Here is a 23779-nt window from a genome sequence, read left to right as displayed (position 1 = left end):
TAAGGGAAGACATGACAAAATGTCGCAGCATGTCACTGCATTCCTTTTACAAGATTGTGCCTCTGCAATAGCTGCCGCAACAGGGCGGCGGGCTTGAAATTATTCAAAGTACTTGCGGATCAGGAGACCTGTTTGTTGCGGCACCGGGAAATCCCGGCGAGCAGATTGTAAAGGCGATCTCGATCTTTGGGCTACGTCTAAATATTTCGATTCAATGTAGCTTTTAGTGTTGGCCAAAGCAGGCCGAAGGCCCGTCTCATGGGATCATCCGGCGTCCGATATGGCCTGCATGTGGTGCTGCGATTTGTCGTCGCCAAACGTATACCTGAATGTGATGGCAATGTGCTGATTTCCGCCGACAGGCGTGGTTTTCATGGGCCAATCGGGAAGGAAGAGCAAAGGAATCGTGTATTTCAAGGCGTCCGCCAACACTCCGCGGTGAACAGCCGGTGTTTTACAAAACCCGGCTGCCCTGATCTTCATGTGACTACCTGGCGTCGTACCACCACACTTCCGGCATGTATTGCGGTCCATCGCCATAGATTGGCACAGTGTCGGGGAACCTGAGCTCGCGTATGTGGGCAATCCGCCCGACATCAAAACTCCAGATCGGGATGACATAGCGACCGGCCGTCAGAACCCGGTCAAGCGCGCGGGTTGCCGCGGTGAAATCTTCACGTGTTTCCGAGGCAAGCATGGCGTCAATCATCGCATCAACAGCGGGCGAGGCCACGCCCATCAGGTTGCGTGTGCCGGGTGTGTCCGCGTTCTCGCTTCCCCAATACAAACGCTGTTCATTGCCGGGAGACAGTGAAAGAGCACGCCGGAAAGGCGTAACATCAAAATCCAGTTCCCCAGTGCGCCCGACATACTGCGCGTTGTCGACCTGTTCCGTCGTAACCTGAATGCCAAGCCGTTCCAGAGCGCGGGAATAAATCTCGACCACCGACGCCATCTCGCTGTCACCCTGCTGCAGCAAGACCGTCATTTTGAACGGGTCACCATTCGTGTTGCGCAAGACCCCGTCCTGAACGGTCCAACCCGCTTCGGTCAACAGTTTGGTGGCTTTGCGAATATTTGCGCGGTTGCGGGCTGAACCGTCGCCCTTCGGCAGTTCATACCCTTCCATCGTGTCGGGGATCAGATCCGAGGCAAAGGGTTCCAGCAGGGCTTTTACCTGCCCTTGGGCCGGCCCGGGCTGCATGGCCAGGTCCGAGCCTGAAAAGTAGGACGTGATCCTTGGCTGCGCCCCACCAGTGATCGTGTCGTTGATGAACTCGAAGTTGAAGGCCAGCGTCAGGGCCTCGCGAACGCGCCAGTCGTCGAACGGGGCTTTGCGGGTGTTCATCACAAACCCGGTCATGCCTGACGGTTTGCCATGCGGGATCTCGGTCTTGATGACATCGCCGCGCTGAACGGCGGGGAAGCTGTATTGCGTGTCCCATTTGTCGCCGTTGAACTCACGCACCGCTGATAGCTCGCCGGCTTTGAAGGCCTCGAACAGGACGCTGCCGTCGCCGTAGAACTCGATCCGCATTTCATCCAGATTCATGGTGCCGCGGCGGAACGGGATATCCTGCCCCCAATATTCCGGGTTGCGACGTAGGTTCACATAGCGCCCGGCCTCGTAGCTATCGATCACATAGGGGCCGGTGCCGATTGGGACATCGTGCAAGGCGGCGTCGGCAAATTTCTTGTCCTTCCACTGCGCCTTTTGGAGGACCGGACGCATCCCTGCGAGCAGGGCAAGTTCGCGATCCGGCACGTTGAAAGTAATCAGAACCGAACGCGGGCCGGTCTGTTCGATCCTGTCGATTTTGTCCCAAAAACCGCGATAGCGCAGATGCCCCTGAGTGCCGAGCGTCTCATATGACCAGATCACGTCGTCAATCGTGACCGGGCTGCCGTCAGAAAACCGGGCCTCTTCCCGCAGGGTAAATTCAACCCATGACCGGTCGGGAGCCGTCTCAACTGATTCGGCTAACAGCCCGTAAAGTGTGAAAGGTTCGTCCCAGGATCGCCCCATCAGGCTTTCATGGGTCCAAAATGGCAATTGCCAGGGGGAGGTGCCTTTTTGCAAAAACGGGTTCAGGCTGTTATAGCCGCCAGTATTTCCGAAAACGACTTTGCCGCCTTTGGGCGCATCGGGGTTGGCATAGGGTAGTGACACAAAATCCGGTGGTAGGGCCGGGTCTCCATACATAGCTATGCCATGAGACGATTCTGCATGGGCGGAAGAGATCATGAAAATGCTGGCGATTCCCGCCGCAAGTGGTCGAAACGGTCGGAGAAAATCCGGGCTCATTTTGGAAACAATCCTGCTCTGGCCTTATTTTGTTGGGATTCACCGTAGTGATGATTTTTCATATTATCAAACTTTTAGCTTGGACGAAGGCGTGGAATTGCTTATAAAGGATGCACTGCTCGATAGGTTTCTTGCCTGTATGAAACCTGCCTCAATAACTTAACGCCCGCTTCGTGCGGGCGTTTTTTTTGGCTGCTTGAGAAGTGTCAGGCTGGGATTTCAGACTGGTGTGTTTCCCCGTTTTCTTTGCAGGTGCAGCATGGCATTGTGCACCAAATCATCGCATCAGGGAGAACGGTCATGAGCCTTTCCGGCAAAACAGCAATCATCACTGGGTCTAATTCTGGCATCGGTCTGGGGGTCGCGCGCGAGCTAGCGAAGGCTGGAGCAGATGTCGTCCTTAATTCCTTTACGGACCGTGACGAAGATCACGCGTTGGCTGCTGAGATTGCCAAAGAGACCGGAACCAACGCGCGTTACATCAAGGCGGACATGTCAAGAGGCGATGAGTGCCGCGCGCTGATTGAGCAGGCCGGATCTTGCGACATACTTGTGAACAACGCGGGCATTCAGTTTGTGTCCCCGATCGATCAGTTCCCGGTGGATAAATGGGATGCGATTATTGCGATCAACATGAACTCGGCCTTTCACACGACCGCGGCCGCACTGCCGATAATGCGCAAAGCGGGATGGGGTCGTATCGTGAATATCGCCTCGGCGCATGGTTTGACGGCGTCGCCGTTCAAGGCAGCCTATGTTGCCGCCAAGCACGGGGTGGTGGGGATGACCAAGACCGTTGCCTTGGAAACGGCGCAAGAACCGATCACCTGCAACGCCATTTGCCCGGGCTATGTGCTGACGCCTCTGGTCGAGGCCCAGATCCCGAACACGATGAAAGAATACAATATGAGCCGCGAGGAGGTCGTGAAAAACGTGCTTCTTGAACGGCAACCTTCCAAGGAATTCGCCACCGTTGAGCAACTGGGCGGGACAACCATTTTCCTGTGCTCGGACGCGGCGGCGCAGATCACGGGAACCACGATTTCTGTCGATGGCGGCTGGACCGCCTTGTGATTGGCCTTGGGGGCGCTGCCCCCAAACCTCCGGAGTATTTCTGAAAAGATGAAGGGTGAGGGCGGTGATACGGATCAATCTGGCTTTGCAGGGCGGCGGTGCGCATGGGGCATTCACCTGGGGTGTGCTTGACCGGCTGCTGGATGAGGAAGACATCGAGGTTGCTGCGATCACCGGAACATCCGCCGGTGCGTTGAACGGTGCGGCGTTCAAATCGGGGATGGTTCATTCAGGACGTGAGGGTGCGCGCGCGCAACTGGATGGGCTTTGGAAGCGTATGGGCGCGATTGGTGACATGCGTATCGCCAATTGGTTTCGCGGGTTGGAACCGGCCGCAATCGCGCAGGCGATGGAATATTCGGTGCCGTTTTCCATCGGCGATGCCTGGTCGCGGATGGTGTCGCCTTATGCTTATGGTCCGTTCTACAGCAATCCGCTGGAGCCGGTGGTGGAAAGGTTCAATTTTGCGGAAGTTTGCGCCGATGCGGGACCCCGCCTGTTTGTGTGCGCTACCTGTGTGAGAAGCGGCAAGATCCGCGTGTTTACCGGCGAGGAGGTCTCGACAGATGCCATTTTGGCTTCGGCCTGCCTGCCGACCCTGTTCAAGGCTGTCGAGATATTTGATCCAAAGACAGACCGGATCGAGGCCTATTGGGATGGCGGTTATACTGGTAATCCGGCGCTCTATCCGCTGTTCAACAATGATCTGCCGGATGATGTGGTGATCGTGAATATTAACCCGTTGGAGCGCGACGCGGTGCCGGTCACACCGCAGCAGATCCAGAACCGAATAAACGAGATCAGCTTCAATTCATCCCTGTTTCGCGAAATGCGGGCAATCAGCTTTGTTCAACGGCTTCTGAAAGAGGGCAAGCTGAAGGCCGGGGACATGAGCCGCGTTCTGGTGCATATGATTGCGGATAACGAGTTGATGAGCAGCCTGTCTGTTGCCACCAAAACCGTGCCCAACCCGGTTATTCTGCACAAGCTGAAACAGGCGGGGCGGGTAGCGGCGGATCGTTTTCTGGCCAAGCATAAGAGTGATCTGGGTCAGACCAGTACCGTCGATCTGCCAGCTATGTTCGGTTAATCACTCGGGCGGTTGCGTGGGGTCTTTTTCGTTGGGATAAACGAGCCCGGCCGAAATCACCAGTTTCGCGGCATCCTCAATTGTCATGTCCAGCATAATTACGTCTTCCACCGGGAAAAAAAGCAAAAATCCCGAGGTCGGGTTGGGTGTAGTCGGGACAAAAACGCTGAGCAGCTCTCCTCCGGTTTCCGCGCGTTTGCTGATTTCGCCTTTGGCGGTTGTCGAGACGAATCCAATGGCCCAGATCCCGCGGCGGGGATACTGGATCAGGCATGCCTTCTCAAAAGAGCGTTCGGTTTGGGCAAAAACGGTTTCCGAGATCTGTTTGATCCCGGAATAGATCGAGCGAACGACCGGCATCCGATCTACCACGCTTTCAGCGAACAGGATCAGGGACCGGCCCAGAATTCCTTTTGCGATCCACCCTACGATAACGGTAAAGATCAGGAAGATCACGACGCCCACGCCGCGCAGGTTGATACCGACGTAACGTTCCGGTTGGAATTGATGAGGAACCAGTGGCAGGACCGCACTGTCGATCCAACCGACTACCGACCAGATCAGCCAGACCGTCAGCCAGACCGGCGCAATGACAACCAGCCCCGTCAGGAACGACGCGCGCAGCCGTGCCAGCATGCCGGGGCGGCGATGAAGCGGTTCTTCGTCGAACGGTGTATTCATCTTGGATCCGAGTGGTTATCGGGATTTAGGTAGTCAATCGGTAGCCTTGGCACAATAGGCTTGCGTTATCCCTGTTCTACCAGTGCCCGTGCAATCGCCGCCGCGAGGCGCGCATTGTTACGCACAAGGGCAATGTTGGCAGTCAGCGAACGGCCTTCGGTCTTTTCATAGATACGTTGCAGCAGATAGGGCGTCACATCTTTTCCGGTAATCCGATGCGCATCAGCATCAGCCTGTGCCTCGGCGATGATGGGGGCCAGTATTTCGGCAGGGATCTGATCCGCGATCGGGATCGGGTTGGCCACCAGCTGCCCGCCAGGCAGGCCCAATGCGCGACGGGTTGCATGGGCCTTGGCGATAGCTTCTGGAGTGTCCATGCGCAGGGGGGCAGCATAGGGTGACTTTGCAGACCAGAAGGCAGGAAACGCATCCTGACCATGGGCGATGACTGGAACCCCCAGCGTTTCCAGAACCTCAAGGGTTTTGGCCAGATCAAGGATAGCCTTGGCTCCGGCTGCGACGACGGTGACCGGTGTATGGCCAAGTTCGTGCAGATCAGCCGAGATGTCGAACGTGGTTTCGGCGCCCTGATGCACGCCACCGATGCCGCCTGTAGCAAATACCTCGATCCCAGCGTAATGCGCGGCGATCATGGTGGCGGCGACGGTTGTGGCTCCGGTGCCGCCGGTCGAGATGCAGGCCGCCATATCCGCGCGCGAGATTTTGGCAACGCCTTGCGTCTGACCCAGCCATTGCAACTGGTCCGGCTCGAGCCCCACATGCAATTTGCCTTCAATCACCGCCATGGTTGCCGGAACCGCCCCCGCATCGCGGATATCCTGTTCGACCTGAGCCGCAACTTCGACGTTTTGCGGGTAGGGCATGCCGTGGGTGATGATGGTGCTTTCCAGCGCAACGATGGGACGGCCCGCTTCCTTGGCGGCGCGGACCTCGGCAGAAAATTGGATGTCGATCACAGTGGGGTTTCTCCGGAAACGTAGGTTGCTGCGGCATGCAGAGCGCGGGTTAGAGCCTCGTCACTTGATGCGCCGCCGGATTCTGAGGCGATATGAGCCGCCATGAAGGTATCCCCGGCACCGGTCACACGGGTGACCAGAACGGAGGGGGGTGTTTGGGTCAGAATTTCGTCTGAACTACCGACCGTGGCCGAGCTGCCGCCATCGGTGACCAGCACGCGTAGCGCGCCACGATCCAGAAGGCCTTTTGCGGCAGATTCAGAATCGGTGAATTCGCGCTGGCACAATATTCCTGCCTCTTCGAGGTTCACATAAAGCGTGGCGCGGGCGTGTTTCAGGAAGGGCAATAGGCGCTCGGCCTTACCGGGCGAGGCCGGGGCAACACGCAGATCGGCACGGGCGAAAGCAGGGCTTTGGGCGATTTCTTCCAGCAGGTTCAGGGTCAGGTTTCCGTCAAGTGCAATGGGGCCCTCAAAGGGCATGTTTTCATAACCAAGCGGGCCGTGCATCAGCGGACGCAGGATTTTTGCGCCAGCGGCTTCCAGCGAATGCGCGTCGGCAATGGCCGCGATCAACCCGTTGGCACCTTCGACGGCCATATACCGGTCGGTTGGCAGGTCCTGCGAGCGATAGATGTGATCCGTGATCATGCCGAGGCGGGAGCAGGCATGAATCAGTTCGTCGCCCTCGGGGTCACGACCGATGGCAGTCAGCAGGGTGGGCGTCATACCAAAACGCACCAGCGTCATGGCTATGTTCATCGCAACACCACCCGGCAGGCGAGTAATCCGGCCGGGCACGTCCGAGCCATGCCGCATGGCACTGGCTGATCGTCCGATCACGTCCCACAGGACCGAGCCGATACACAGGATATTACTGTTCTGAGTCATAAAGGACGTCATGCCGCAGCGGTGATGCCCATGCAAGTCAGAACGTTACCGCAATCAGAGATTTACGATCCACAGGTCCCATATACCCTTTGGGCTTGCGATCTGCGGCCTTCGCGGGAACAATCGAAAGCAATGATTGGTGATTTGATTTTCCTGTTGGAGCTTTTCGTATGAATGGCCCTGCTTTCCGCGTCATCTTTCGAACCCTCAAAACCTGTGCCCTGAGTTTTTTTGTTCTTGCAACTTTATATCCCGGATCGGGCAGGGCGCAATCCGCCCCGCCGACCGTTGTTGATTTTTGGATCAAGTCCAACACTCTGTTTCTCGAGTTGAAATGGAATGCCGAGGCCATGTTGACCGGGAACAATCCCGCGCAGCCCGCTGCGTTTTCCAACGATCCAAACTACAAATCCTTGCGGCGAATGGTTTCGTCTGAGCTGGAACCCCAGATCAAAGAGTTCGTTCATCTCTGGAAACAAAATCTTGTCGTGGAGGCACCAGAGCGATTGAGTTTGTCTTATGAAGGCGTGCGTATCCCTGTTGTGGGAGATACGGAGAAAGTGCGGGTTTCCAAACTGTTGCTGACTGCTCCTTTGCCCGATCAGGCGTCAAACCTGCGTCTGACCTGGCCGTCAGAAAGCGGACCAATCGTTCTGCGACAGCAAAATGTCGCGGCGCCATACACCGGGTATTTGGCTGCCGGTGAAGCCAGCCCGCTGATCCCCTTGCAAGGCGGGGCGTCTCTGACAACGCAACAAACATTGCAGACATATTTCACAAAAGGGGTCGATCAGTTTCTTCGAAACCCAATTAAGCCATCCATTCTTGTTTTGGCGCTAGTGTTTCTGTCTTTGAAATTGCGCCCAGTGGTATCTCAACTGATGTTCCTGTCAGCGGGCGCCCTGATCGGGCTTGGGCTGGGATTGTATGGCGTATTGGATGCAGGAAAAGTGAGCGAGGCCCCTGTTCTGGTTGCTTCGACCATCGTTCTGGCGCTGTGGAACCTGGTTGCCCGGCGATTGCAGGTCTGGCGTTTGTTGGCGGTTCTCGCCATTGGCGGTTTTCAAGGTCTGGTAATTGCCTCGAACCTGATCGGGATCGGGGTGCCACCAGATCATTTGCCCCCGGCCATCCTGGGCTTTGGCGCCGGGAGTATTCTGCCGCTTGTTGTTGTGGCCCTTGCTGGGCTTGCTCTGTCGCTTTTGTTTTCTGGCGGCTCGCACCGAACCCGAGGCCGGATATCGGTTCTGGCCTCGATGCTGATTGCAGGTGCCGGTGTCTTTTGGATTGTCGAGCCTTGGGTGCTGGGTTAAAGCAACGCCGCCAGCAGCGTTTTCAGCGCCGCCAGCGGATCGTCACTGCCCCAGATCTCATCGCCAATGCCAAAGAAATCAGTGCAGGGGGCCAGGTCGCGGATCAGTTCGGGTGTCAGCCCACCTTCGGCCACAACCGGAACCTCAATCATCTCGGACCACCATTGGAACAGGTCCTTTTCCGCGCGGGTTCCGTCCCTCAGTTTGGCCGAGCCGATAGGACCGAAGGCCACATAATCCGCTCCGTTTTCGCCAGCAGTCATACCATCATGGCTCGACGCGCCGCAAAAGCTTCCGACGATTGCATCAGCGCCCAGTTCCTTGCGCGCGGTGCGGACCGAGCGTGCAGCATCATCCAAATGCACCCCGTCCAGCCCCAGACGCTGCGCCAGCAATACATGGTTCGAGATTACGATGGCCACGTCGCGCGCGTGGGCGATTTCACGGCAAGCGTCGGCCGCGCGAGCGATGGTATCTTCGTCACTTCCGGCCAACGCGAGGCGGACACAGGCAATCTCGACCCCGTCCAGCACAGTCGCCAGCTTGTTCGTGAACGTGCTCAACTCGATAGTCGGAGGCGTGATCAGGTAAATCTGCGGCTGCTCGGGGGTGTCCATGGGCGCGTCCTTCGGCTTTCAGTCTTTGGCGCGGTTTAGCGGATTGCGGCTGGGAAGCAAACTTTTATGGTCAAGAGCCTGCAAATAACGCCCTTGCGCCTTGCCCTGCAAGAGCCTGCCAATTACAGCAGGCCAAGTTTTCTTAAGGTGAGCCATGCCCAGCGACAAACCCCAGCCTTCCTTCGTTCTTGTGCGCCCGCAGATGGGTGAAAACATCGGCGCTGCTGCGCGGGCGATGTGGAACTTTGGGCTGGACCGGATGCGTATTGTAGCCCCCCGTGACGGCTGGCCGAACCCCAAAGCGGTGGCAATGTCCAGCGGTGCAGGGCGCTTGCTGGATGAGGCGCAGTTGTTTGATGATCTGGCCGGATCGCTGGCCGACAGCACGTTTGTCTTCGCCACAACAGCTCGTCAGCGGGGCTTGACCAAACCTGTCTACAGCCCCGAACACGCAATGAGGATTGCCGCCGAAAAGATCGCTGCGGGCGAGAAGGTTACAGTTCTGTTCGGCCCTGAACGCGCGGGGCTAGAGAATGAAGACATCGCCAAGGCCAACGCGATCATCTCGGTGCCGGTGAACCCGGAATATGCCTCGCTGAACCTTGGTCAATGCGTATTGCTGACCGCCTATGAGTGGATGCGCCAGACCGGGGATGTAGTGCATGAGTCGACCGACCTGGGCAAAGGCGACTGGGCCACGGGGATCGAAGTCGAAAAACTTGTCGAGCACTACGAGGACAGGCTGGAGGAGGCGGGGTTCTTCTACCCTCCCGAAAAGGCCGAAGGGATGAAGGTTAACCTGCGCAACCTGTGGTCGCGGATGCGGATGACACGGGCCGATGTGCAGATGTTGCACGGGATCATGCGGCAGATGGTCCGCTGGAAGGATAAAGGCTGAGGCTGGACCTATCTTCACCCAAGCCCTAGCTTGTGGCGAAATCAGGACATGAGGACAGCATGAGCGGTAAGCGCAGCATCTTCGAAGAGGTCACGGACACCGAAAAACAACAGGCGGTTCAACCCGGTATGATCGACCGGGGGCGCGGCGGCGCGCGCAACGCGATCCGCATCTGGCTGATGATCCTGTTTGCTCTGGTCGTTGTGATGATCGCGGTTGGCGGCCTGACGCGCCTGACTGACAGCGGCCTCTCGATCACCGAATGGCGCCCGATCACCGGAGCTTTGCCGCCGATGACCGAGGCGGACTGGCATGCAGAGTTCGACAAGTACAAGCAGATTGACCAATGGCGCATCCAGAACCAGTGGATGGAGTTGGGTGACTTCAAATCCATCTATTGGTGGGAATGGGGCCATCGTCAGTTGGGTCGCATGATCGGTCTGGTCTGGGCCGTTGGATTTCTGACCTTTCTTCTCTCCCGCAAGATCCCGACAGGGTGGACGGGAAAGTTGATCGTTCCGGGTCTTCTTGGCGGTCTGCAGGGCGCTGTTGGTTGGTGGATGGTGGCCTCGGGCGTCACCCAGGGTGAAGGCATGACGGCTGTTGCAAGTTACCGTCTGGCAATACACTTGGGGCTGGCCTTTGTGATCCTGGGAGCCCTAGCCTGGTACATCTTTGAACTCGGCCGGGAAGAACGTGATCTGATGCAGGCGCGCCGGGCCAAAGAGGTCAGGCTGTTTTCATTGTCCACAGGGCTGATGCATTTCGCCTTTTTACAAATACTCATTGGCGCGCTTGTCGCCGGGATCGACGCCGGGCGGTCTTACACCGACTGGCCGCTGATGGGGGGGCACGTGCTGCCCCCGGATGCGACTATGTTGGAACCGATGTGGCGAAATTTCTTTGAAAGCCCCGGTCTGGTACAGTTCATCCATCGCTGTGCGGGGTATCTGCTGTTCATCTTTGCCGTCGTCGTCTGGCGACGTGGTGGCGGCAGCGCGCATCCGCAGACACGTTTTGCCTTTAACGCTGCTTTCGCCGCGCTTACGTTACAGGTCGTCGTCGGCATCGTGACCGTGGTTTATGGCGCGCCATGGCAGATCGCTATCTTCCACCAGTTTATGGCCGTTATCGTCTGGACGCTGATCCTGCGCGCGCGGTTCCTCACGGCTTATCCAATCGCAACATCTGTGCGCGGAGTTTAAAACTATGACCGCTTTCAATGAACTGATGACCTTTCAGCGGGAAACTTCGGCTTTGGGCCAGATCGCCGGTCGGCTTGGCTGGGATCAGGAAACCGTCATGCCGCGCGGCGCAGCGCCTCAGCGTGCCGAAGAAATGGCAGCTATCGAATCTGTCCTGCACGCGCGCCGTTCCGATCCTCGTGTTGCCGAATGGCTGGATCAGGCCGCACCTCAGGATGAGGTCGGCAAGGCGCAGATGCGTGAAATCCGGCGCGCATATGATCGCGCGGTGAAGGTGCCTGCCGATCTGGCGACGGCGATTGCCCGTGTGACGTCCGCTGCACAGGGAAAGTGGGCGCAGGCGCGCGCAGACGAAGATGTCTCGGCCTTTCTTCCGGTTCTGGAAGAGGTCGTGTCGCTGAAACGACAGGAAGGCGAGGCGCTGGCGCAAGGGGGCGACGTATACGACGCCATGGCCGGAGATTACGAACCTTACACGACCAGCGCCCAGATCGCGGAAATCTTCGACCAGATGCGCCCACGACTGGTAGCCCTGCGTGCCGCCGTGCTGGAGCGGCCCGAGCCCGCTGCCCTGAACCGCAGTTTTGATGAGCAGACCCAGATGCGTCTGACACAAAAACTGGCGGTCGCCTTTGGCTATGACCTGAACAATGGCCGCGTGGACAAGGCGGTTCACCCATTCAGTTCCGGCAGCGGTCTTGACGTCCGCATCACCACGCGAACCAGCGAAACAGACCCGTTCAACTGTTTCTATTCCACCATTCACGAGGTGGGCCACGCCGCCTATGAACAGGGGATCGACGAGAAATACCTCCTGACACCGCTCGGGTCTGGCGTGTCGATGGGCGTGCATGAAAGCCAAAGCCGGATCTACGAAAACCAGTTGGGTCGGTCGCGGGCCTTTACCGGATGGTTGTTCGAACAAATGAAAGAGGCGTTCGGCGATTTCGGCATTGCCGATCCGGACGCGTTTTATGCGACGGTCAACCGCGTCCATAACGGCTATATCCGCACCGAGGCGGATGAGGTCCAATACAATCTGCACATCATGCTGCGGTTTGATCTGGAACGCGCGCTGATGGCCGGAGACTTGCAGGTCGGCGATCTGGAGGCCGCCTGGAATGATCGGTTCAAGGCAGATTTCGGTTATGCGGTCGACAAGCCCTCGAACGGTTGTTTGCAGGATGTGCACTGGTCGGTTGGGCTGTTCGGTTACTTCCCGACCTACTCGCTGGGCAATGTCTATGCTGGGTGCCTCTATCAGGCCTTGCGCGTCTCTGAACCCGATCTTGACGCGCAACTGGCCCGAGGCGACACGTCCGGCGCGACCGGCTGGTTGCGTGAGCATGTGCAGCAGCATGGCGGCCTTTATGCACCGCGCGAGGTGATTGCCCGTGCCAGCGGTGTTGAACCCGGACCGGACCCATTGCTAAGCTATCTTGAGGCCAAGTTCGGCGCGCTCTACGATTTGTGAGTTTCCGAATTGCCTCCCAAGCGTTAGAATCGGTGCACCGATACCATCGCCTGGGAGGCAACGATGACCGGAAAAGCCCGCAAGAAAGCCAGTGATTTTGATCCGCGTATCCTCGAGATATTCGACGGATATGTGCACGGCACGATGTCCAAGCGTGAGTTCATCTCAAAAGCCGGTAAATACACGGCTGCTGGAGTGACAGGCGCAATGATTCTGGACCAGTTGCAACCTAATTACGCCTGGGCTCAACAGGTGGCCCCGGACGATCCCGCGATCCAAACCATGGTGGTCGCATATGACAGCCCGGACGGGCATAGCGAAACCAGCGGCCTGATGGCGATGCCGGCAAATGCCGAAGGTAAACTGCCTGCGGTACTGGTCGTGCACGAGAACCGGGGTCTAAACCCTTATATCGAGGACGTTGTGCGCCGCGCGGCCAAGGCCGGTTTCCTGGCTTTTGGACCTGATGGGTTGTCCCCCCTTGGCGGCTATCCCGGTACTGATGAAGAAGGGCGCGAGATGCAGCGCTCGATGGACCGGGAAAAACTGATGGCGGATTTTTTCGCGGCTTTTGAGTTTTTACGTGATCACGAACTTTCGACAGGCAAGGTTGGCGCTGTCGGATTCTGCTATGGCGGAGGTGTTTGCAACGCCTTGGCCGTGGCCTATCCGGACCTTGCGGCCTCGGTGCCATTCTACGGTCGGCAACCACCAGCTGAAGATGTTCCGTCCATCGAAGCACCTCTTATGATTCACTATGCCGGTCTGGACGAGCGTATCAACGCTGGATGGCCTGCATATTCAGAGGCGTTGAAAGCCAATCAAAAGAAATTCAGCGTGCACTTCTATCCGGACGTCAATCACGGTTTTCACAACGATACGACGCCCAGGTATGACGAAGCCGCGGCAAATCTGGCATGGAGCCGGACCATCGCTTTTTTCAATGCCTACCTGACATGAACTGAACCCCGGGAATCGTCGAACCGGTGCCCGGGGTTACTGTCATTCTTCCTCGTCGCCCTGATCGGCGATCCACGCGACGCTGACGACTTCTTCGCCCTTGCCGGTATTGAATACCTTCACGCCACCTGCGGAACGTGAGCGGAAAGAGATGCCATCGACCGGCACCCGGATAGATTGGCCTTTCGATGTGGCCAGCATGATCTGATCGTCGATCTCGACCGGGAAGGATGCAACCAAATCCCCACCGCGCATCGCCTTGTCCATCGCGGCTACGCCCATGCCGCCACGTCCGCGCACGGGGTAGTCGTGGCTTGAACTCAACTTGCCAGCACCACCGGCGGTGATGGTCAGGATCAGGTTTTCAGCCGCCGACATCTCGGCATATTTTTCCTGGCTGAAATCGCTGCTTGCTGCGGCTTCCTCGTCGTCACCAGCGTCTTCTTCGGTAAGCCCTGCAACTGCACGCCGCATCTTGAGATAGGCCACACGATCTTCGGGGGTCGCCTCGAAATGACGGATCACGGACATCGACACGACACGGTCACCGTTGGTCAGCCTGATCCCTCGGACACCTGTGGATTCGCGTGAGTTAAAGACTCGCACGTCGGTGGTCCGGAAACGGATCGCGCGGCCGGAATTGGTGACCAGCATCACGTCTTCGTCTTCTGAACAGATGCGTGCATTCACCAGTTCGACGCCGTCGGGCAGTTTCATCGCAATCTTGCCGTTGCGCCGGACATTGGTGAAGTCTGACAAGCGGTTACGACGCACGTCACCTGCGCTGGTGGCAAAGACGATCTGGAGGTTTTCCCATTCTTCGTCGGGTACATCCACGGGCATGATTGCGGCGATGGAAACACCGGTTGGGATCGGAAGAATGTTGACGATGGCCTTACCTTTGCCGGTACGCCCGGATTGGGGCAAGCGCCAGGTCTTGAGCTTGTAGACCATCCCATCTGTTGTGAAGAACAGCAGTTGTGTATGGGTGTTTGCAACGAAGAGGTTGGTAACAACATCCTCTTCCTTCGTCTGCATCCCCGAAAGGCCCTTGCCACCGCGTTTCTGGGCGCGGAAATCTGCCAGCGGCGTACGTTTGATATAGCCGCCCGAAGTGATGGTCACGACCATGTCTTCGCGCTCGATCAGGTCTTCGTCTTCCATGTCGCCCGACCAGTCGACGATCTCAGTGCGGCGGTCGACCGCGAACTGGTCACGCACGCTGCGCAGCTCATCAGCGATGATGCTCATGATCCGTTCGCGTGAGGACAGAATATCAAGGTACTCCTTGATCTTGGCTGCCAGTTCTTCCAGCTCGTCCGTGACCTCTTTTACGCCCAGTTGGGTCAGGCGCTGCAAGCGCAACTCCAGAATGGCGCGGGCCTGAACCTCGGTCAGGTTATAGGTGCCATCGTCATTCATTTTGGACAGAGGATCGTCGATCAGGCGCAGATAACTTTCGATTTCGGAGGCAGGCCAGCGGCGGGTCATCAGCTTTTCACGCGCTTGCGCCGCGTCCGCAGACGACCGGATCGTTGCGACCACTTCATCGACGTTGGACACCGCCACAGCCAGACCACACAGGATGTGACTGCGTTCGCGCGCCTTGCGCAGGTCGTAGGCGGTGCGGCGGGCAACGACATCTTCACGGAAGTCGATGAACGAGGTAAGGAACCGGCGCAGGGTCAACTGCTCTGGGCGGCCACCATTCAGCGCCAGCATATTGCAGCCAAAGGAGGTCTGCATCGGCGAAAAGCGATAGAGCTGGTTCAGCACCACCTCGGGCGTCGCGTCACGTTTGAGCTCGACCACAACGCGCACACCGTTGCGGTCGGATTCGTCTTGTACATGGGCCACGCCTTCGATCCGCTTCTCGCGCACGGCCTCGGCGATCTTTTCAATCATCGCGGCCTTGTTCACCTGATAGGGAATCTCGTCGACAACGATGGCATAGCGGTCCTTGCGGATTTCTTCTACTCGGGTCTTGGCGCGGATAATGACGCTGCCACGGCCCTCCAGATAGGCCTTGCGCGCACCGGAACGCCCCAGCATCAGGCCACCGGTCGGAAAGTCGGGACCGGGGATGTATTCGATCAGCTGTTCTGATGTAAGGTCGGGATCGTCGATCAGCGCCAGAGTCGCATCGACTACTTCGCCAAGGTTGTGCGGCGGAATGTTCGTCGCCATCCCCACGGCGATACCACCGGCGCCATTGACCAGCATGTTCGGGAAACGGGCCGGCAGAACCGTCGGTTCCCGGTCCTTGCCGTCATAGTTATCCTGAAAATCGACCGTTTCTTTTTCGATATCAGCCAACAGGGAAGCGGCGGGCTTGTCCATCCGCACTTCGGTGTAGCGCATAGCCGCCGGGTTATCGCCGTCCATCGAGCCAAAGTTGCCCTGACCGTCCAGCAGCGGCAGCGACATCGAGAAATCCTGCGCCATCCGCACCAGTGCGTCATAGATCGCGCTGTCACCATGCGGGTGGTACTTACCCATCACGTCGCCCACCGGACGGGCCGATTTGCGGTACGATTTGTCGTGCGTGTTCCCCGTTTCGTGCATCGCATACAGGATGCGGCGGTGCACCGGTTTCAGCCCGTCGCGCAAATCAGGGATCGCGCGGCTAACGATGACCGACATGGCATAGTCCAGATAGGACGTGCGCATTTCGGATTCGATGGAAACCGTCGGGCCGTCGTAGACTGGGCGCTCGGGCGGGGTTTCATCCATGTTTTCAGGAATTTCTGGCGTATCGCTCACGTAAACTGCCCGTGTCTTGTTCTGGGTCTATATCTTGTGGGTGTATCTTATCAGACCCGGCACATAAGGTGCAAGCAAGCAGCGCCTTTACGGGGATTTTCCGCGGTAATACTCAAGTAACATATTGTTATATAAGTATTAGAAGTTTTTCGTGGTATCTTGAATGGACCTTGTATCAAGCAGGAGGTCTGCATGAACCCAAGCGAAACCGAATTGATGCTCAAGGGGTACGGGCTGACAACGGCTGAGTTTTTCTATCATATGCCCGACTATATCCACGTCTTGAACACGTTCATCTGGCAGGATTACGACCTTGCGCCGGATCATCCGAAACTGTTCAAATTCATCGACTTCTGGCAGCGCGAAATCGAAGGCCCGCTGCATTCGGTCAAATTCACCCATCGCAAAATGATCGCACCGGGTGAGTGGCGCAGCATGGTGGGCGAGTTTCGTGTGAACTGAGCGAGAGGCAGGTACGAGTTCCGTTGGTGCATGCTCTTCAATCATTGAAGCGAAATGGTCGGCGCGTGTCTGATGATCCGTCCGAAGCGAAATCAGGAATTCCTGAATCGTTCAGCCAGAGCAACTGGCACCGCCCAGCACGCAGAATTTGGCACAATGGGGGTGGTTCAGGTGAACGTCAGCCTCGGATTCGGCCAGAGAATGCCCCATCTCGAACTCCGACTCGTAGGGCAGCAGGGTGCAGGCCAACACGGCAGGCCGGTCAGCGCCTTTCCGTTTCACCACCATGCGGGCGCTGGCGCACATCAATGCATCGGGTGATTTGTTCAGTATTCCCCAGCAAGCCGTTGTAATCTCGGGAACTTCGACAGTTTCGTCCATTTCCGGGAACAGGACGGTCCGAGCCGGGTTATGCGGGTCAATGTCAAAGCCGTGCTCTGTAAAGAATGCGGCATAACCCGCGCGACTTTCCGTGTCAGACTCACCCCAAACGGTGCGCCCGGCAACAGCCATGTTAAAGCCGTGATCGCGCAGCCACTTCATACCCGTCAGGGTTTTTTCAAAGCTCCCCTTGCCGCGTTCAAGGTCGTGCAGTTCTGCGCGGTAATGATCGACGGAAACACGCAGGGTCAGCTTGTCATTGAAAGTCCTTTGCAATGCCAGTAGCCCGTCGCGCACCTTGCGGCGCATCATCGGGGCCATCGCGTTGGTCAGGATCAGAACTTCGTATCCACGCTCCAGCGCGGCGCGGGTCATATCGATCATCTCGGGGTTCATAAAGGGCTCGCCGCCCGTAAAACCGATTTCACGCACAGGCCAATTGCGGGCTTCGATCTGATCCAGGTAGTCACGAACCTCGTCTGCAGTGATATAAACCAGTGCGTCATTGGTCGGGCTGCTGGCGATATAGCAGCTTACGCATTCAATATTGCACAGCGTGCCGGTGTTGAACCACAGGGTCTGAGGGTTGGTCAGGGAAACCTTTGCGCGGGTCTGGCCATCGGCCGTTACCAGTTTACGCTGAAACTTGCCGATATTGGCAAGCTGAGGGGCGTTGTCTTTCATTCCCGCATCCGGTTCGTTGAAGTCATCAAACTGATCTAGCCCTTTGTCGCGGATTTGGTAAGTCTGGTGCAGGGGTTCTGACAGAGTTTTGATCAACAAGATTTATTGAGCTTTGGTTGCGCTAACATTGGACATGCCGGAAGGGTCAGGGTAAGGACAACTCATGGTTTCACGTGTCATCCCTGTTGATCCATTTGATCTGATCATTTTCGGCGGCACCGGTGATCTGGCGCAGCGTAAGATCCTGCCTGCGCTTTTCCGTCGGTATTGTGCGGGTCAGTGGCACGAGGATGCCCGGATTATCGCAGCGGCGCGCGCCGGTCATTCGGCGGACGCCTTTCGTAAGATGGTTGCTGAGTCGCTGCAACGGCACGCTTCGGAACGCGCCCGGGATTCGCAAGCCCTGACCCGGTTCCTGCAACGGGTCGACTATGTATCGCTGGATGCCTTGACGTCGGAAGGTTGGGATGTACTGGGCGAAAAGCTCTCGCCGGACCGGGTTCGCGCTTTCTATTTCTCAGTCGGTCCCAGCCTGTTCGGGCCATTGGCCGAGCGGGTTAGGGCGTATGATCTGGTGACAGAAGAAACCCGCATCGTGGTCGAAAAGCCGTTTGGACATGATTTGGCAAGCGCGCGGGACTTGAATGCCACGCTGGCCGCGCATTTTAATGAAAATCAGATCTACCGGATCGACCATTATCTAGGCAAAGAAACCGTCCAGAATCTGATGGCGGTCCGCTTTGGCAATATGCTGTTCGAACCGCTGTGGAACAGCCAGTATGTCGACCATATCCAGATAACGGTTGCGGAAACTGTCGGTATCGCGGGGCGCGAAGATTATTATGAGCGCGCGGGTGCGATGCGGGATATGGTGCAGAACCACCTGATGCAGCTGCTCTGCCTGATTGCGATGGAACCTCCGGCCAAGTTCGATCCTGACGCAGTTCGGGATGAAAAGCTCAAGGTGATCCGGGCGCTTAATCCGGTTGAACCGCATCACATCGTGCGGGGGCAGTTTGCGGCCGGATCGGACGGGCCGGGATACCGGGACTGCGTTGGCAACCTGCGATCAACCACCGAAAGCTATGTGGCGTTAAAGGCCCATATCAGCAATTGGCGTTGGGCAGGTACACCGTTCTACCTGCGCACCGGCAAGCGTCTGGTGGCGCGCTCGTCGGTGATCAACGTGATGTTCAAGGACGCGCCGCATTCGATTTTCGGGGAAGAAGCGGGGCGTCACGCCAACACGTTGTCGATCCGGTTGCAGCCGAATGAAGGGATCACGCTGAAGGTGACGATCAAGGAACCGGGGCAGGGCGGGATGCGTCTGATCGATGTTCCCTTGGACATGAGCTTTGCCGAAGCCCTCGGCCCCGAAAATCAGGACCCGCCAGATGCGTATGAACGACTGGTGATGGACGTGATCCGTGGAAACCAGACCCTGTTCATGCGCGGGGATGAGGTTGAGGCCGCCTGGGCCTGGACCGATCCGATCATCGCTGGATGGTTGGCGCGCGGGGACGTGCCGAAGCCTTATGACAGCGGCAGCACGGGGCCGGGCGACGCTGAACTGCTAATGAAACGTGATGGACGCCACTGGCAAGGGATAAAGCCATGAAAATTCAGGAATATGCTGATCGCGAAATGCTTGCCATCGACGTGGCCAACGTGTTGGCGGGCGATCTTGAGGCCGCATTGCTGCACCATGATACCGTTGCAATGGCCGTCCCCGGGGGAACAACTCCGGGCCCGGTATTTGACAGCCTGTGTGCCGCCGATCTTGAGTGGGATCGTGTGCGTGTGTTGCCAACGGATGAACGCTGTGTGCCAGCGGATCATGACCGCTCTAACGAGCGTTTGATCCGCGAAAGATTGCTGACCAGCAGGGCCTCTGCGGCGCAATATATTCCGCTTTATGTCCCTGGTGCAGAACCTGAGGCAGCGTTGCCCGAAATCGAGTCGCTGATTGCGCCGGTATTGCCATTATCGGTGCTGGTACTGGGAATGGGTGAAGACTTGCACACGGCCTCATTGTTTCCGGGGATGGAAGGGCTGGAGGAAGCTTTGCGCAGTGATGCACCTACGTTGATCGTTGCCCGGACCGAAGTGCAGCCAGAGGCACGAATTTCCCTGACCGCTCCGGTCCTGGACGGGGCGCTGTCGAAACATCTGATCATCTATGGTCAGGCAAAGCGCACCGTTCTTGAAAAAGCTATGTCGCTACCGCCGGAAGAGGCACCGATCGCCGCAGTTCTTGGTGGCATGACCGTACACTGGGCGGAGTAAGGCAATGCATCTGGATGCTTTGAAAACACTGGCTCAGTCGAAAAGTGACCGTCGTATCCTTGACCTGTTTGCGGCAGATGCAAACCGGGCTGAAGCTTTTTCAGCCTCAACCGGGGATATGGTCTTCGACTACTCAAAAACGCAGATTGATGATGCGGTGCGATCCGCGCTCGTTCAATTGTGTGAAGTGGCTGATCTGGCGTCTCGGCGTGATGCGATGTTTGCGGGCGAGAAGATCAACGAGACCGAAGGGCGCGCGGTGTTGCACACGGCCCTGCGCAACCTTGATGGCGGGCCGGTTGAGGTGGACGGTCAGGACGTTATGCCCGAGGTTCTGGACACGCTGCAAAGGATGCGCGTGTTCGCTGAAGAGGTGCGTGGCGGCGCCATCGCTGGGGCGGGGGGCAACTTTACCGATGTGGTCAATATCGGCATCGGCGGGTCAGACCTTGGCCCGGTCATGGCCACGTTGGCGCTGTCACCTTATCACGATGGGCCACGGGTGCATTACGTCTCGAACGTGGATGGGGCGCATATTGCGGACACGTTGCGGCAGCTCGACCCGACGCGCACGCTGGTCGTTGTCGCCTCAAAAACCTTTACCACAATCGAAACGATGACCAATGCACGCACCGCCCGTGCGTGGATGTCCGAAGGCGGGGGCGATCCGACGCGTCAGTTTGCCGCCGTTTCCAGCGCTTTGGACAAGACGCAGGCCTTCGGTATTCCCGAGGAGCATGTTTTTGGTTTCGCTGATTGGGTCGGTGGGCGTTATTCGGTTTGGGGGCCGGTCGGCTTGCCGGTCATGATTGCGGTTGGTTCAAAAGCTTTTGACGCGTTTTTACGTGGCGGGCAGGCGATGGATCTTCACTTCCGCGCGGCTGACTGGGATGAAAACATGCCCGTGATGCTGGCATTGGTTGGCATCTGGCATCGACAGGTTCTGGGATATACCAGCCGTGCGGTGCTGCCTTATGACCAGCGGTTGTTGCGTCTGCCCGCTTATTTCCAGCAGTTGGAGATGGAATCGAATGGCAAATCCGTGGCGATGGACGGGTCGTCCTTGACCATGCCTTCAGGACCTGTCGTCTGGGGTGAGCCGGGCACCAATGGACAACACGCGTTTTACCAGCTGATCCATCAGGGCACGGATGTCATTCCCTGCGAATTCATGGTTGCGGCCGAGGGGCACGAACCCGAACTGACCCATCACCACCGTCTGCTTTTGGCCAATTGTCTGGCCCAGTCCGAGGCCCTGATGCGTGGCCGTTCGTTCGAAGAAGCGCGACAACGCATGGCGCAGCAGGGGTATCTGGGTGATGAACTGGACCGGCAGGCCCGGCACCGGGTCTTCCCCGGTAATCGTCCTTCGACAACGTTGATTTACCCCAAACTCACACCGTTTGTGTTGGGTCAGATTATTGCGCTTTACGAACACCGGGTTTTTGTCGAAGGCGTGTTGCTGGGCATCAACTCTTTCGACCAATGGGGGGTTGAGCTGGGCAAGGAACTGGCCAATTCGCTTGGCCCCATCGTGGACGGTGAAGAAAGCGCCGAGGGCAAGGATGGGTCGACCGCGGCCTTGGTCGCCTACGCACTGAAACACCGGGATTAGGCGGCGGGAATGTAGTCCGCTATCGGTGTGAGTTGCATTCTCTTATTGTCAGACAATTAAATGATTGGCAGGGTTCCGTCTTAGGAAACGGCTGGACTGACGTGACAGGGAACACCTCTGCCTGTCAGTGCCAGACGGAACAGGCCGGGGCCAGGCAAGGTCCCGCCCATGACGGGAGGATGTCCATGCTGGGACAGATGATGACGCAGCCTTTGCTGATTTCGTCGTTGATTGATCACGCGCAGCGCTACCACGGCCAGACCGAGATCATCTCGGTCGAAACGGATGGAACAGTGACCGAAACCAGCTGGTCCGAGATAGCCGTGAACGCCCGGCGTTTGGCGTCGGCCCTAACGCGGCTGGGTCTGGAGCCGCAGGACAGGGTCGGGACGCTGGCCTGGAACAATCGTCGCCATCTGGAGATCTATTATGCCACCTCGGGTGCGGGGTATGTCTGTCACACAGTCAATCCGAGGCTTTTTCCCGAACAACTGACTTATATCATCAACCATGCTCAGGATCGGGTGTTGTTCTTTGATGCAACCTTCATCCCGCTGGTTGCCGCCTTGCACGGTGCGCTGAGGGATGTTCGCCATTTTGTTCTGATGGGCCCCCGCAATGATGACGCCGCCGCACAGATACCCGACGTGAAATTCTATGATGAGCTGATCGAAACCGGTGACGCGGCCTTTGATTGGCCTGAACTGGAAGAAAATACGGCCTCGGGGCTCTGTTACACGTCGGGCACAACTGGCCATCCCAAGGGGGTTCTTTATTCCCACAGATCGACGGTCCTGCACAGTTTCGCGTCGAATACGCGCGACGTGATCGGCTTTTCGGCGATGGATGTCGTGATGCCAGTCGTTCCCATGTTCCACGTTAATGCATGGGGGTCGCCTTATGCCTGCGCCATGTCAGGCTCGCGTCTGGTTTTGCCCGGCCCGGATCTGCATGGCGAGGCGCTGGTTAATCTGATCGACACCTATGGCGTGACGCTGGCCATGGGGGTGCCAACCATCTGGCAGGGACTGTTGGCACATGCCGCCAAATGCGGGACGAGCTTGCAAAGCCTCGAACGGACCGTGATCGGAGGAGCTGCTTGCCCGCCCTCGATGATGGAAACCTTCCGGAATAAATACGGCGTTGATACGGTCCATGCGTGGGGCATGAGCGAGATGAGCCCGCTTGGTACGGCCAACTGCCCATTGGCCAAACATCTGGTGCTGCCGCTTGAAGAACAACACCTTATCCGTCTGAGTCAGGGCCGGCCTCCTTTCGGGGTTGAACTGAAAATCGTGGATGATGACGGAAAAGATCTGCCACATGACGGTGAAACGCAGGGCGATCTGATGGTGCGGGGGCATTGGGTGCTGGACAGCTATTTCCTGATGCAGGATCAGGATCTGTTGCAAGACGGTTGGTTCGCCACAGGCGACGTCGCAACGCTGGACGCCGATGGATACATGACCATTCGTGACCGATCCAAGGACATCATAAAGTCCGGAGGAGAGTGGATCAGCTCGGTCGAACTTGAAAACATCGCTGTTGCGCACCCGAAACTGGCAACCGCAGCCGTAGTCGGTGTTCCGCACCCGAAATGGGACGAACGGCCGTTGCTTGTCGCTGTAAGGGCCGAGGGTGAGAATCCAAGCGAAGGAGAGCTTCTGGACTTCTTCGAAGGGAAAATCGCCAAATGGCAGATTCCGGACAAGGTTGTCTTTGTTGACGCGCTGCCTCTGAACGCAACCGGAAAGGTGCTGAAACGCAACCTGCGTGCGGACTTCAAGGATGCCCTTGGGGGGTGAGACGCGATCTGGCGGGGTGAATTGGCTCCGGCGGTAGGGATCGAACCTACGACCAATTGATTAACAGTCAACTGCTCTACCGCTGAGCTACGCCGGAACGGTCCGCGCCGTATAGCAACCGGAGTATCCGGCGTCCAGAGGGCGGTCATCATTTTTTCAACGAAAAAGCCTCAGAATACCGATGTGGTTTCTAACCCTGAAAAAGATTGAATATTGGGAAATTTTGGCTCCGGCGGTAGGGATCGAACCTACGACCAATTGATTAACAGTCAACTGCTCTACCGCTGAGCTACGCCGGA

The 23779-nt window shown here is 57.6% G+C and carries 20 protein-coding genes and 2 tRNA genes; 13 read left to right on the top strand and 9 right to left on the bottom strand.

What is annotated here, in order from left to right; genetic code table 11:
* Positions 1 to 487: 487 nt before the first annotated feature.
* Entirely contained in the window at positions 488 to 2305 is a 1818-nt protein-coding gene (locus ACR0NZ_RS04670; protein WP_480517213.1) for an extracellular solute-binding protein, read from the bottom strand.
* Between ACR0NZ_RS04670 and ACR0NZ_RS04665 the strand changes: the two genes are divergently transcribed.
* The 3 genes from ACR0NZ_RS04665 to ACR0NZ_RS04655 all read left to right on the top strand — a co-directional run bounded on the left by ACR0NZ_RS04665 (position 2244) and on the right by ACR0NZ_RS04655 (position 4469).
* Positions 2244 to 2468 (top strand): hypothetical protein, encoded by a 225-nt coding sequence (locus ACR0NZ_RS04665; RefSeq protein ID WP_480493162.1) that lies wholly within the window; start codon positions 2244 to 2246, stop codon positions 2466 to 2468. The two genes, ACR0NZ_RS04670 and ACR0NZ_RS04665, sit on opposite strands and share 62 nt — an antisense overlap.
* A 137-nt stretch (positions 2469 to 2605) precedes the next feature.
* Positions 2606 to 3379: a 3-hydroxybutyrate dehydrogenase gene (locus tag ACR0NZ_RS04660; RefSeq protein ID WP_480473030.1), complete on the top strand. Its 774-nt coding sequence runs from the start codon at positions 2606 to 2608 to the stop codon at positions 3377 to 3379.
* 64 nt (positions 3380 to 3443) lie between these two features.
* Positions 3444 to 4469, top strand: coding sequence for a patatin-like phospholipase family protein (locus ACR0NZ_RS04655; protein WP_480517211.1), 1026 nt, complete (start codon positions 3444 to 3446; stop codon positions 4467 to 4469).
* On the opposite strand, the gene ACR0NZ_RS04650 is transcribed toward ACR0NZ_RS04655, so the two are convergent.
* The 3 genes from ACR0NZ_RS04650 to ACR0NZ_RS04640 form a co-directional block, all read right to left on the bottom strand.
* Positions 4470 to 5150: a DUF502 domain-containing protein gene (locus tag ACR0NZ_RS04650; RefSeq protein ID WP_480473026.1), complete on the bottom strand. Its 681-nt coding sequence runs from the start codon at positions 5148 to 5150 to the stop codon at positions 4470 to 4472.
* A gap of 65 nt (positions 5151 to 5215) precedes the next feature.
* Entirely contained in the window at positions 5216 to 6127 is a 912-nt protein-coding gene (locus tag ACR0NZ_RS04645; RefSeq protein ID WP_480517209.1) for a pseudouridine-5'-phosphate glycosidase, read from the bottom strand.
* Positions 6124 to 7017: a PfkB family carbohydrate kinase gene (locus ACR0NZ_RS04640; RefSeq protein WP_480517207.1), complete on the bottom strand. Its 894-nt coding sequence runs from the start codon at positions 7015 to 7017 to the stop codon at positions 6124 to 6126. The genes ACR0NZ_RS04645 and ACR0NZ_RS04640 overlap by 4 nt, the downstream gene beginning before the upstream one ends.
* Positions 7018 to 7187: 170 nt before the next feature.
* Between ACR0NZ_RS04640 and ACR0NZ_RS04635 the strand changes: the two genes are divergently transcribed.
* Positions 7188 to 8330 (top strand): hypothetical protein, encoded by a 1143-nt coding sequence (locus tag ACR0NZ_RS04635; protein WP_480517205.1) that lies wholly within the window; start codon positions 7188 to 7190, stop codon positions 8328 to 8330.
* Here the strand turns inward: ACR0NZ_RS04635 and ACR0NZ_RS04630 are convergent.
* A complete protein-coding gene (locus ACR0NZ_RS04630; protein ID WP_480517203.1) occupies positions 8327 to 8947 on the bottom strand; it encodes a thiamine phosphate synthase in 621 nt (206 codons plus the stop codon). The genes ACR0NZ_RS04635 and ACR0NZ_RS04630 overlap by 4 nt on opposite strands.
* 154 nt (positions 8948 to 9101) lie before the next feature.
* Here ACR0NZ_RS04630 and ACR0NZ_RS04625 point away from each other — a divergent pair, with 154 nt between their 5' ends.
* The 4 genes from ACR0NZ_RS04625 to yghX all read left to right on the top strand — a co-directional run bounded on the left by ACR0NZ_RS04625 (position 9102) and on the right by yghX (position 13484).
* On the top strand, positions 9102 to 9845 hold the full coding sequence (locus ACR0NZ_RS04625) for an RNA methyltransferase (RefSeq protein WP_480473016.1): 744 nt from the start codon (positions 9102 to 9104) through the stop codon (positions 9843 to 9845).
* Between the two features lie 59 nt (positions 9846 to 9904).
* Positions 9905 to 11050 (top strand): heme A synthase, encoded by a 1146-nt coding sequence (gene ctaA, locus ACR0NZ_RS04620; RefSeq protein WP_480517201.1) that lies wholly within the window; start codon positions 9905 to 9907, stop codon positions 11048 to 11050.
* Positions 11051 to 11054: 4 nt separating this feature from the next.
* Positions 11055 to 12524, top strand: a complete 1470-nt coding sequence (locus tag ACR0NZ_RS04615) for a carboxypeptidase M32 (RefSeq protein WP_480517199.1) — start codon at positions 11055 to 11057, stop codon at positions 12522 to 12524.
* Positions 12525 to 12587: 63 nt separating this feature from the next.
* Positions 12588 to 13484 (top strand): YghX family hydrolase, encoded by an 897-nt coding sequence (gene yghX, locus ACR0NZ_RS04610; protein ID WP_480517197.1) that lies wholly within the window; start codon positions 12588 to 12590, stop codon positions 13482 to 13484.
* A gap of 42 nt (positions 13485 to 13526) precedes the next feature.
* On the opposite strand, the gene gyrA is transcribed toward yghX, so the two are convergent.
* Entirely contained in the window at positions 13527 to 16247 is a 2721-nt protein-coding gene (gyrA, locus tag ACR0NZ_RS04605) for a DNA gyrase subunit A (RefSeq protein ID WP_480517195.1), read from the bottom strand.
* A gap of 192 nt (positions 16248 to 16439) precedes the next feature.
* Here gyrA and ACR0NZ_RS04600 point away from each other — a divergent pair, with 192 nt between their 5' ends.
* Complete coding sequence (locus ACR0NZ_RS04600) at positions 16440 to 16709, top strand: usg protein (protein ID WP_480517193.1); 270 nt, start codon at positions 16440 to 16442, stop codon at positions 16707 to 16709.
* A gap of 111 nt (positions 16710 to 16820) precedes the next feature.
* Here the strand turns inward: ACR0NZ_RS04600 and ACR0NZ_RS04595 are convergent, their stop codons facing one another.
* Positions 16821 to 17774: a radical SAM protein gene (locus ACR0NZ_RS04595; RefSeq protein ID WP_480517191.1), complete on the bottom strand. Its 954-nt coding sequence runs from the start codon at positions 17772 to 17774 to the stop codon at positions 16821 to 16823.
* Between the two features lie 163 nt (positions 17775 to 17937).
* Between ACR0NZ_RS04595 and zwf the strand changes: the two genes are divergently transcribed.
* The 4 genes from zwf to ACR0NZ_RS04575 all read left to right on the top strand — a co-directional run bounded on the left by zwf (position 17938) and on the right by ACR0NZ_RS04575 (position 23480).
* A complete protein-coding gene (zwf, locus tag ACR0NZ_RS04590) occupies positions 17938 to 19392 on the top strand; it encodes a glucose-6-phosphate dehydrogenase (protein ID WP_480517189.1) in 1455 nt (484 codons plus the stop codon).
* Positions 19389 to 20060 (top strand): 6-phosphogluconolactonase, encoded by a 672-nt coding sequence (gene pgl / locus ACR0NZ_RS04585; protein WP_480517187.1) that lies wholly within the window; start codon positions 19389 to 19391, stop codon positions 20058 to 20060. Before zwf ends, pgl begins: the two co-directional genes overlap by 4 nt.
* Positions 20061 to 20064: 4 nt before the next feature.
* Entirely contained in the window at positions 20065 to 21675 is a 1611-nt protein-coding gene (gene pgi, locus ACR0NZ_RS04580; RefSeq protein WP_480517185.1) for a glucose-6-phosphate isomerase, read from the top strand.
* 185 nt (positions 21676 to 21860) lie between these two features.
* Positions 21861 to 23480 carry a long-chain-fatty-acid--CoA ligase gene (locus tag ACR0NZ_RS04575; protein ID WP_480517183.1) on the top strand — a complete coding sequence of 540 codons (1620 nt, stop codon included), beginning with the start codon at positions 21861 to 21863 and terminating at the stop codon, positions 23478 to 23480.
* A 22-nt stretch (positions 23481 to 23502) separates the two neighbouring features.
* Here ACR0NZ_RS04575 and ACR0NZ_RS04570 read toward each other — a convergent pair.
* Together ACR0NZ_RS04570 and ACR0NZ_RS04565 are read right to left on the bottom strand one after the other, a co-directional pair.
* A tRNA-Asn gene (locus tag ACR0NZ_RS04570) sits at positions 23503 to 23577 on the bottom strand.
* 127 nt (positions 23578 to 23704) lie between these two features.
* Positions 23705 to 23779, bottom strand: a tRNA-Asn gene (locus ACR0NZ_RS04565).

The sequence above is a fragment of the Ruegeria sp. AE3 genome (assembly GCF_056542225.1).
The sequence above is the reverse complement of the archived record's forward strand: the minus strand, read 5'-3'. Positions and strand labels throughout refer to the sequence as shown.

Coding starts and splice junctions, on each gene's coding strand:
- ACR0NZ_RS04665 (WP_480493162.1), top strand. CDS start 2,244: ATGAAAATGCTGGCGATTCCCGCCGCAAGTGGTCGAAACGGTCGGAGA.
- ACR0NZ_RS04670 (WP_480517213.1), bottom strand. CDS start 2,305: ATGAGCCCGGATTTTCTCCGACCGTTTCGACCACTTGCGGCGGGAATC.
- ACR0NZ_RS04660 (WP_480473030.1), top strand. CDS start 2,606: ATGAGCCTTTCCGGCAAAACAGCAATCATCACTGGGTCTAATTCTGGC.
- ACR0NZ_RS04650 (WP_480473026.1), bottom strand. CDS start 5,150: ATGAATACACCGTTCGACGAAGAACCGCTTCATCGCCGCCCCGGCATG.
- ACR0NZ_RS04640 (WP_480517207.1), bottom strand. CDS start 7,017: ATGACTCAGAACAGTAATATCCTGTGTATCGGCTCGGTCCTGTGGGAC.
- ACR0NZ_RS04635 (WP_480517205.1), top strand. CDS start 7,188: ATGAATGGCCCTGCTTTCCGCGTCATCTTTCGAACCCTCAAAACCTGT.
- ACR0NZ_RS04630 (WP_480517203.1), bottom strand. CDS start 8,947: ATGGACACCCCCGAGCAGCCGCAGATTTACCTGATCACGCCTCCGACT.
- ACR0NZ_RS04625 (WP_480473016.1), top strand. CDS start 9,102: ATGCCCAGCGACAAACCCCAGCCTTCCTTCGTTCTTGTGCGCCCGCAG.
- ctaA (WP_480517201.1), top strand. CDS start 9,905: ATGAGCGGTAAGCGCAGCATCTTCGAAGAGGTCACGGACACCGAAAAA.
- ACR0NZ_RS04615 (WP_480517199.1), top strand. CDS start 11,055: ATGACCGCTTTCAATGAACTGATGACCTTTCAGCGGGAAACTTCGGCT.
- yghX (WP_480517197.1), top strand. CDS start 12,588: ATGACCGGAAAAGCCCGCAAGAAAGCCAGTGATTTTGATCCGCGTATC.
- ACR0NZ_RS04600 (WP_480517193.1), top strand. CDS start 16,440: ATGAACCCAAGCGAAACCGAATTGATGCTCAAGGGGTACGGGCTGACA.
- ACR0NZ_RS04595 (WP_480517191.1), bottom strand. CDS start 17,774: ATGAAAGACAACGCCCCTCAGCTTGCCAATATCGGCAAGTTTCAGCGT.
- zwf (WP_480517189.1), top strand. CDS start 17,938: ATGGTTTCACGTGTCATCCCTGTTGATCCATTTGATCTGATCATTTTC.
- pgl (WP_480517187.1), top strand. CDS start 19,389: ATGAAAATTCAGGAATATGCTGATCGCGAAATGCTTGCCATCGACGTG.
- pgi (WP_480517185.1), top strand. CDS start 20,065: ATGCATCTGGATGCTTTGAAAACACTGGCTCAGTCGAAAAGTGACCGT.
- ACR0NZ_RS04575 (WP_480517183.1), top strand. CDS start 21,861: ATGCTGGGACAGATGATGACGCAGCCTTTGCTGATTTCGTCGTTGATT.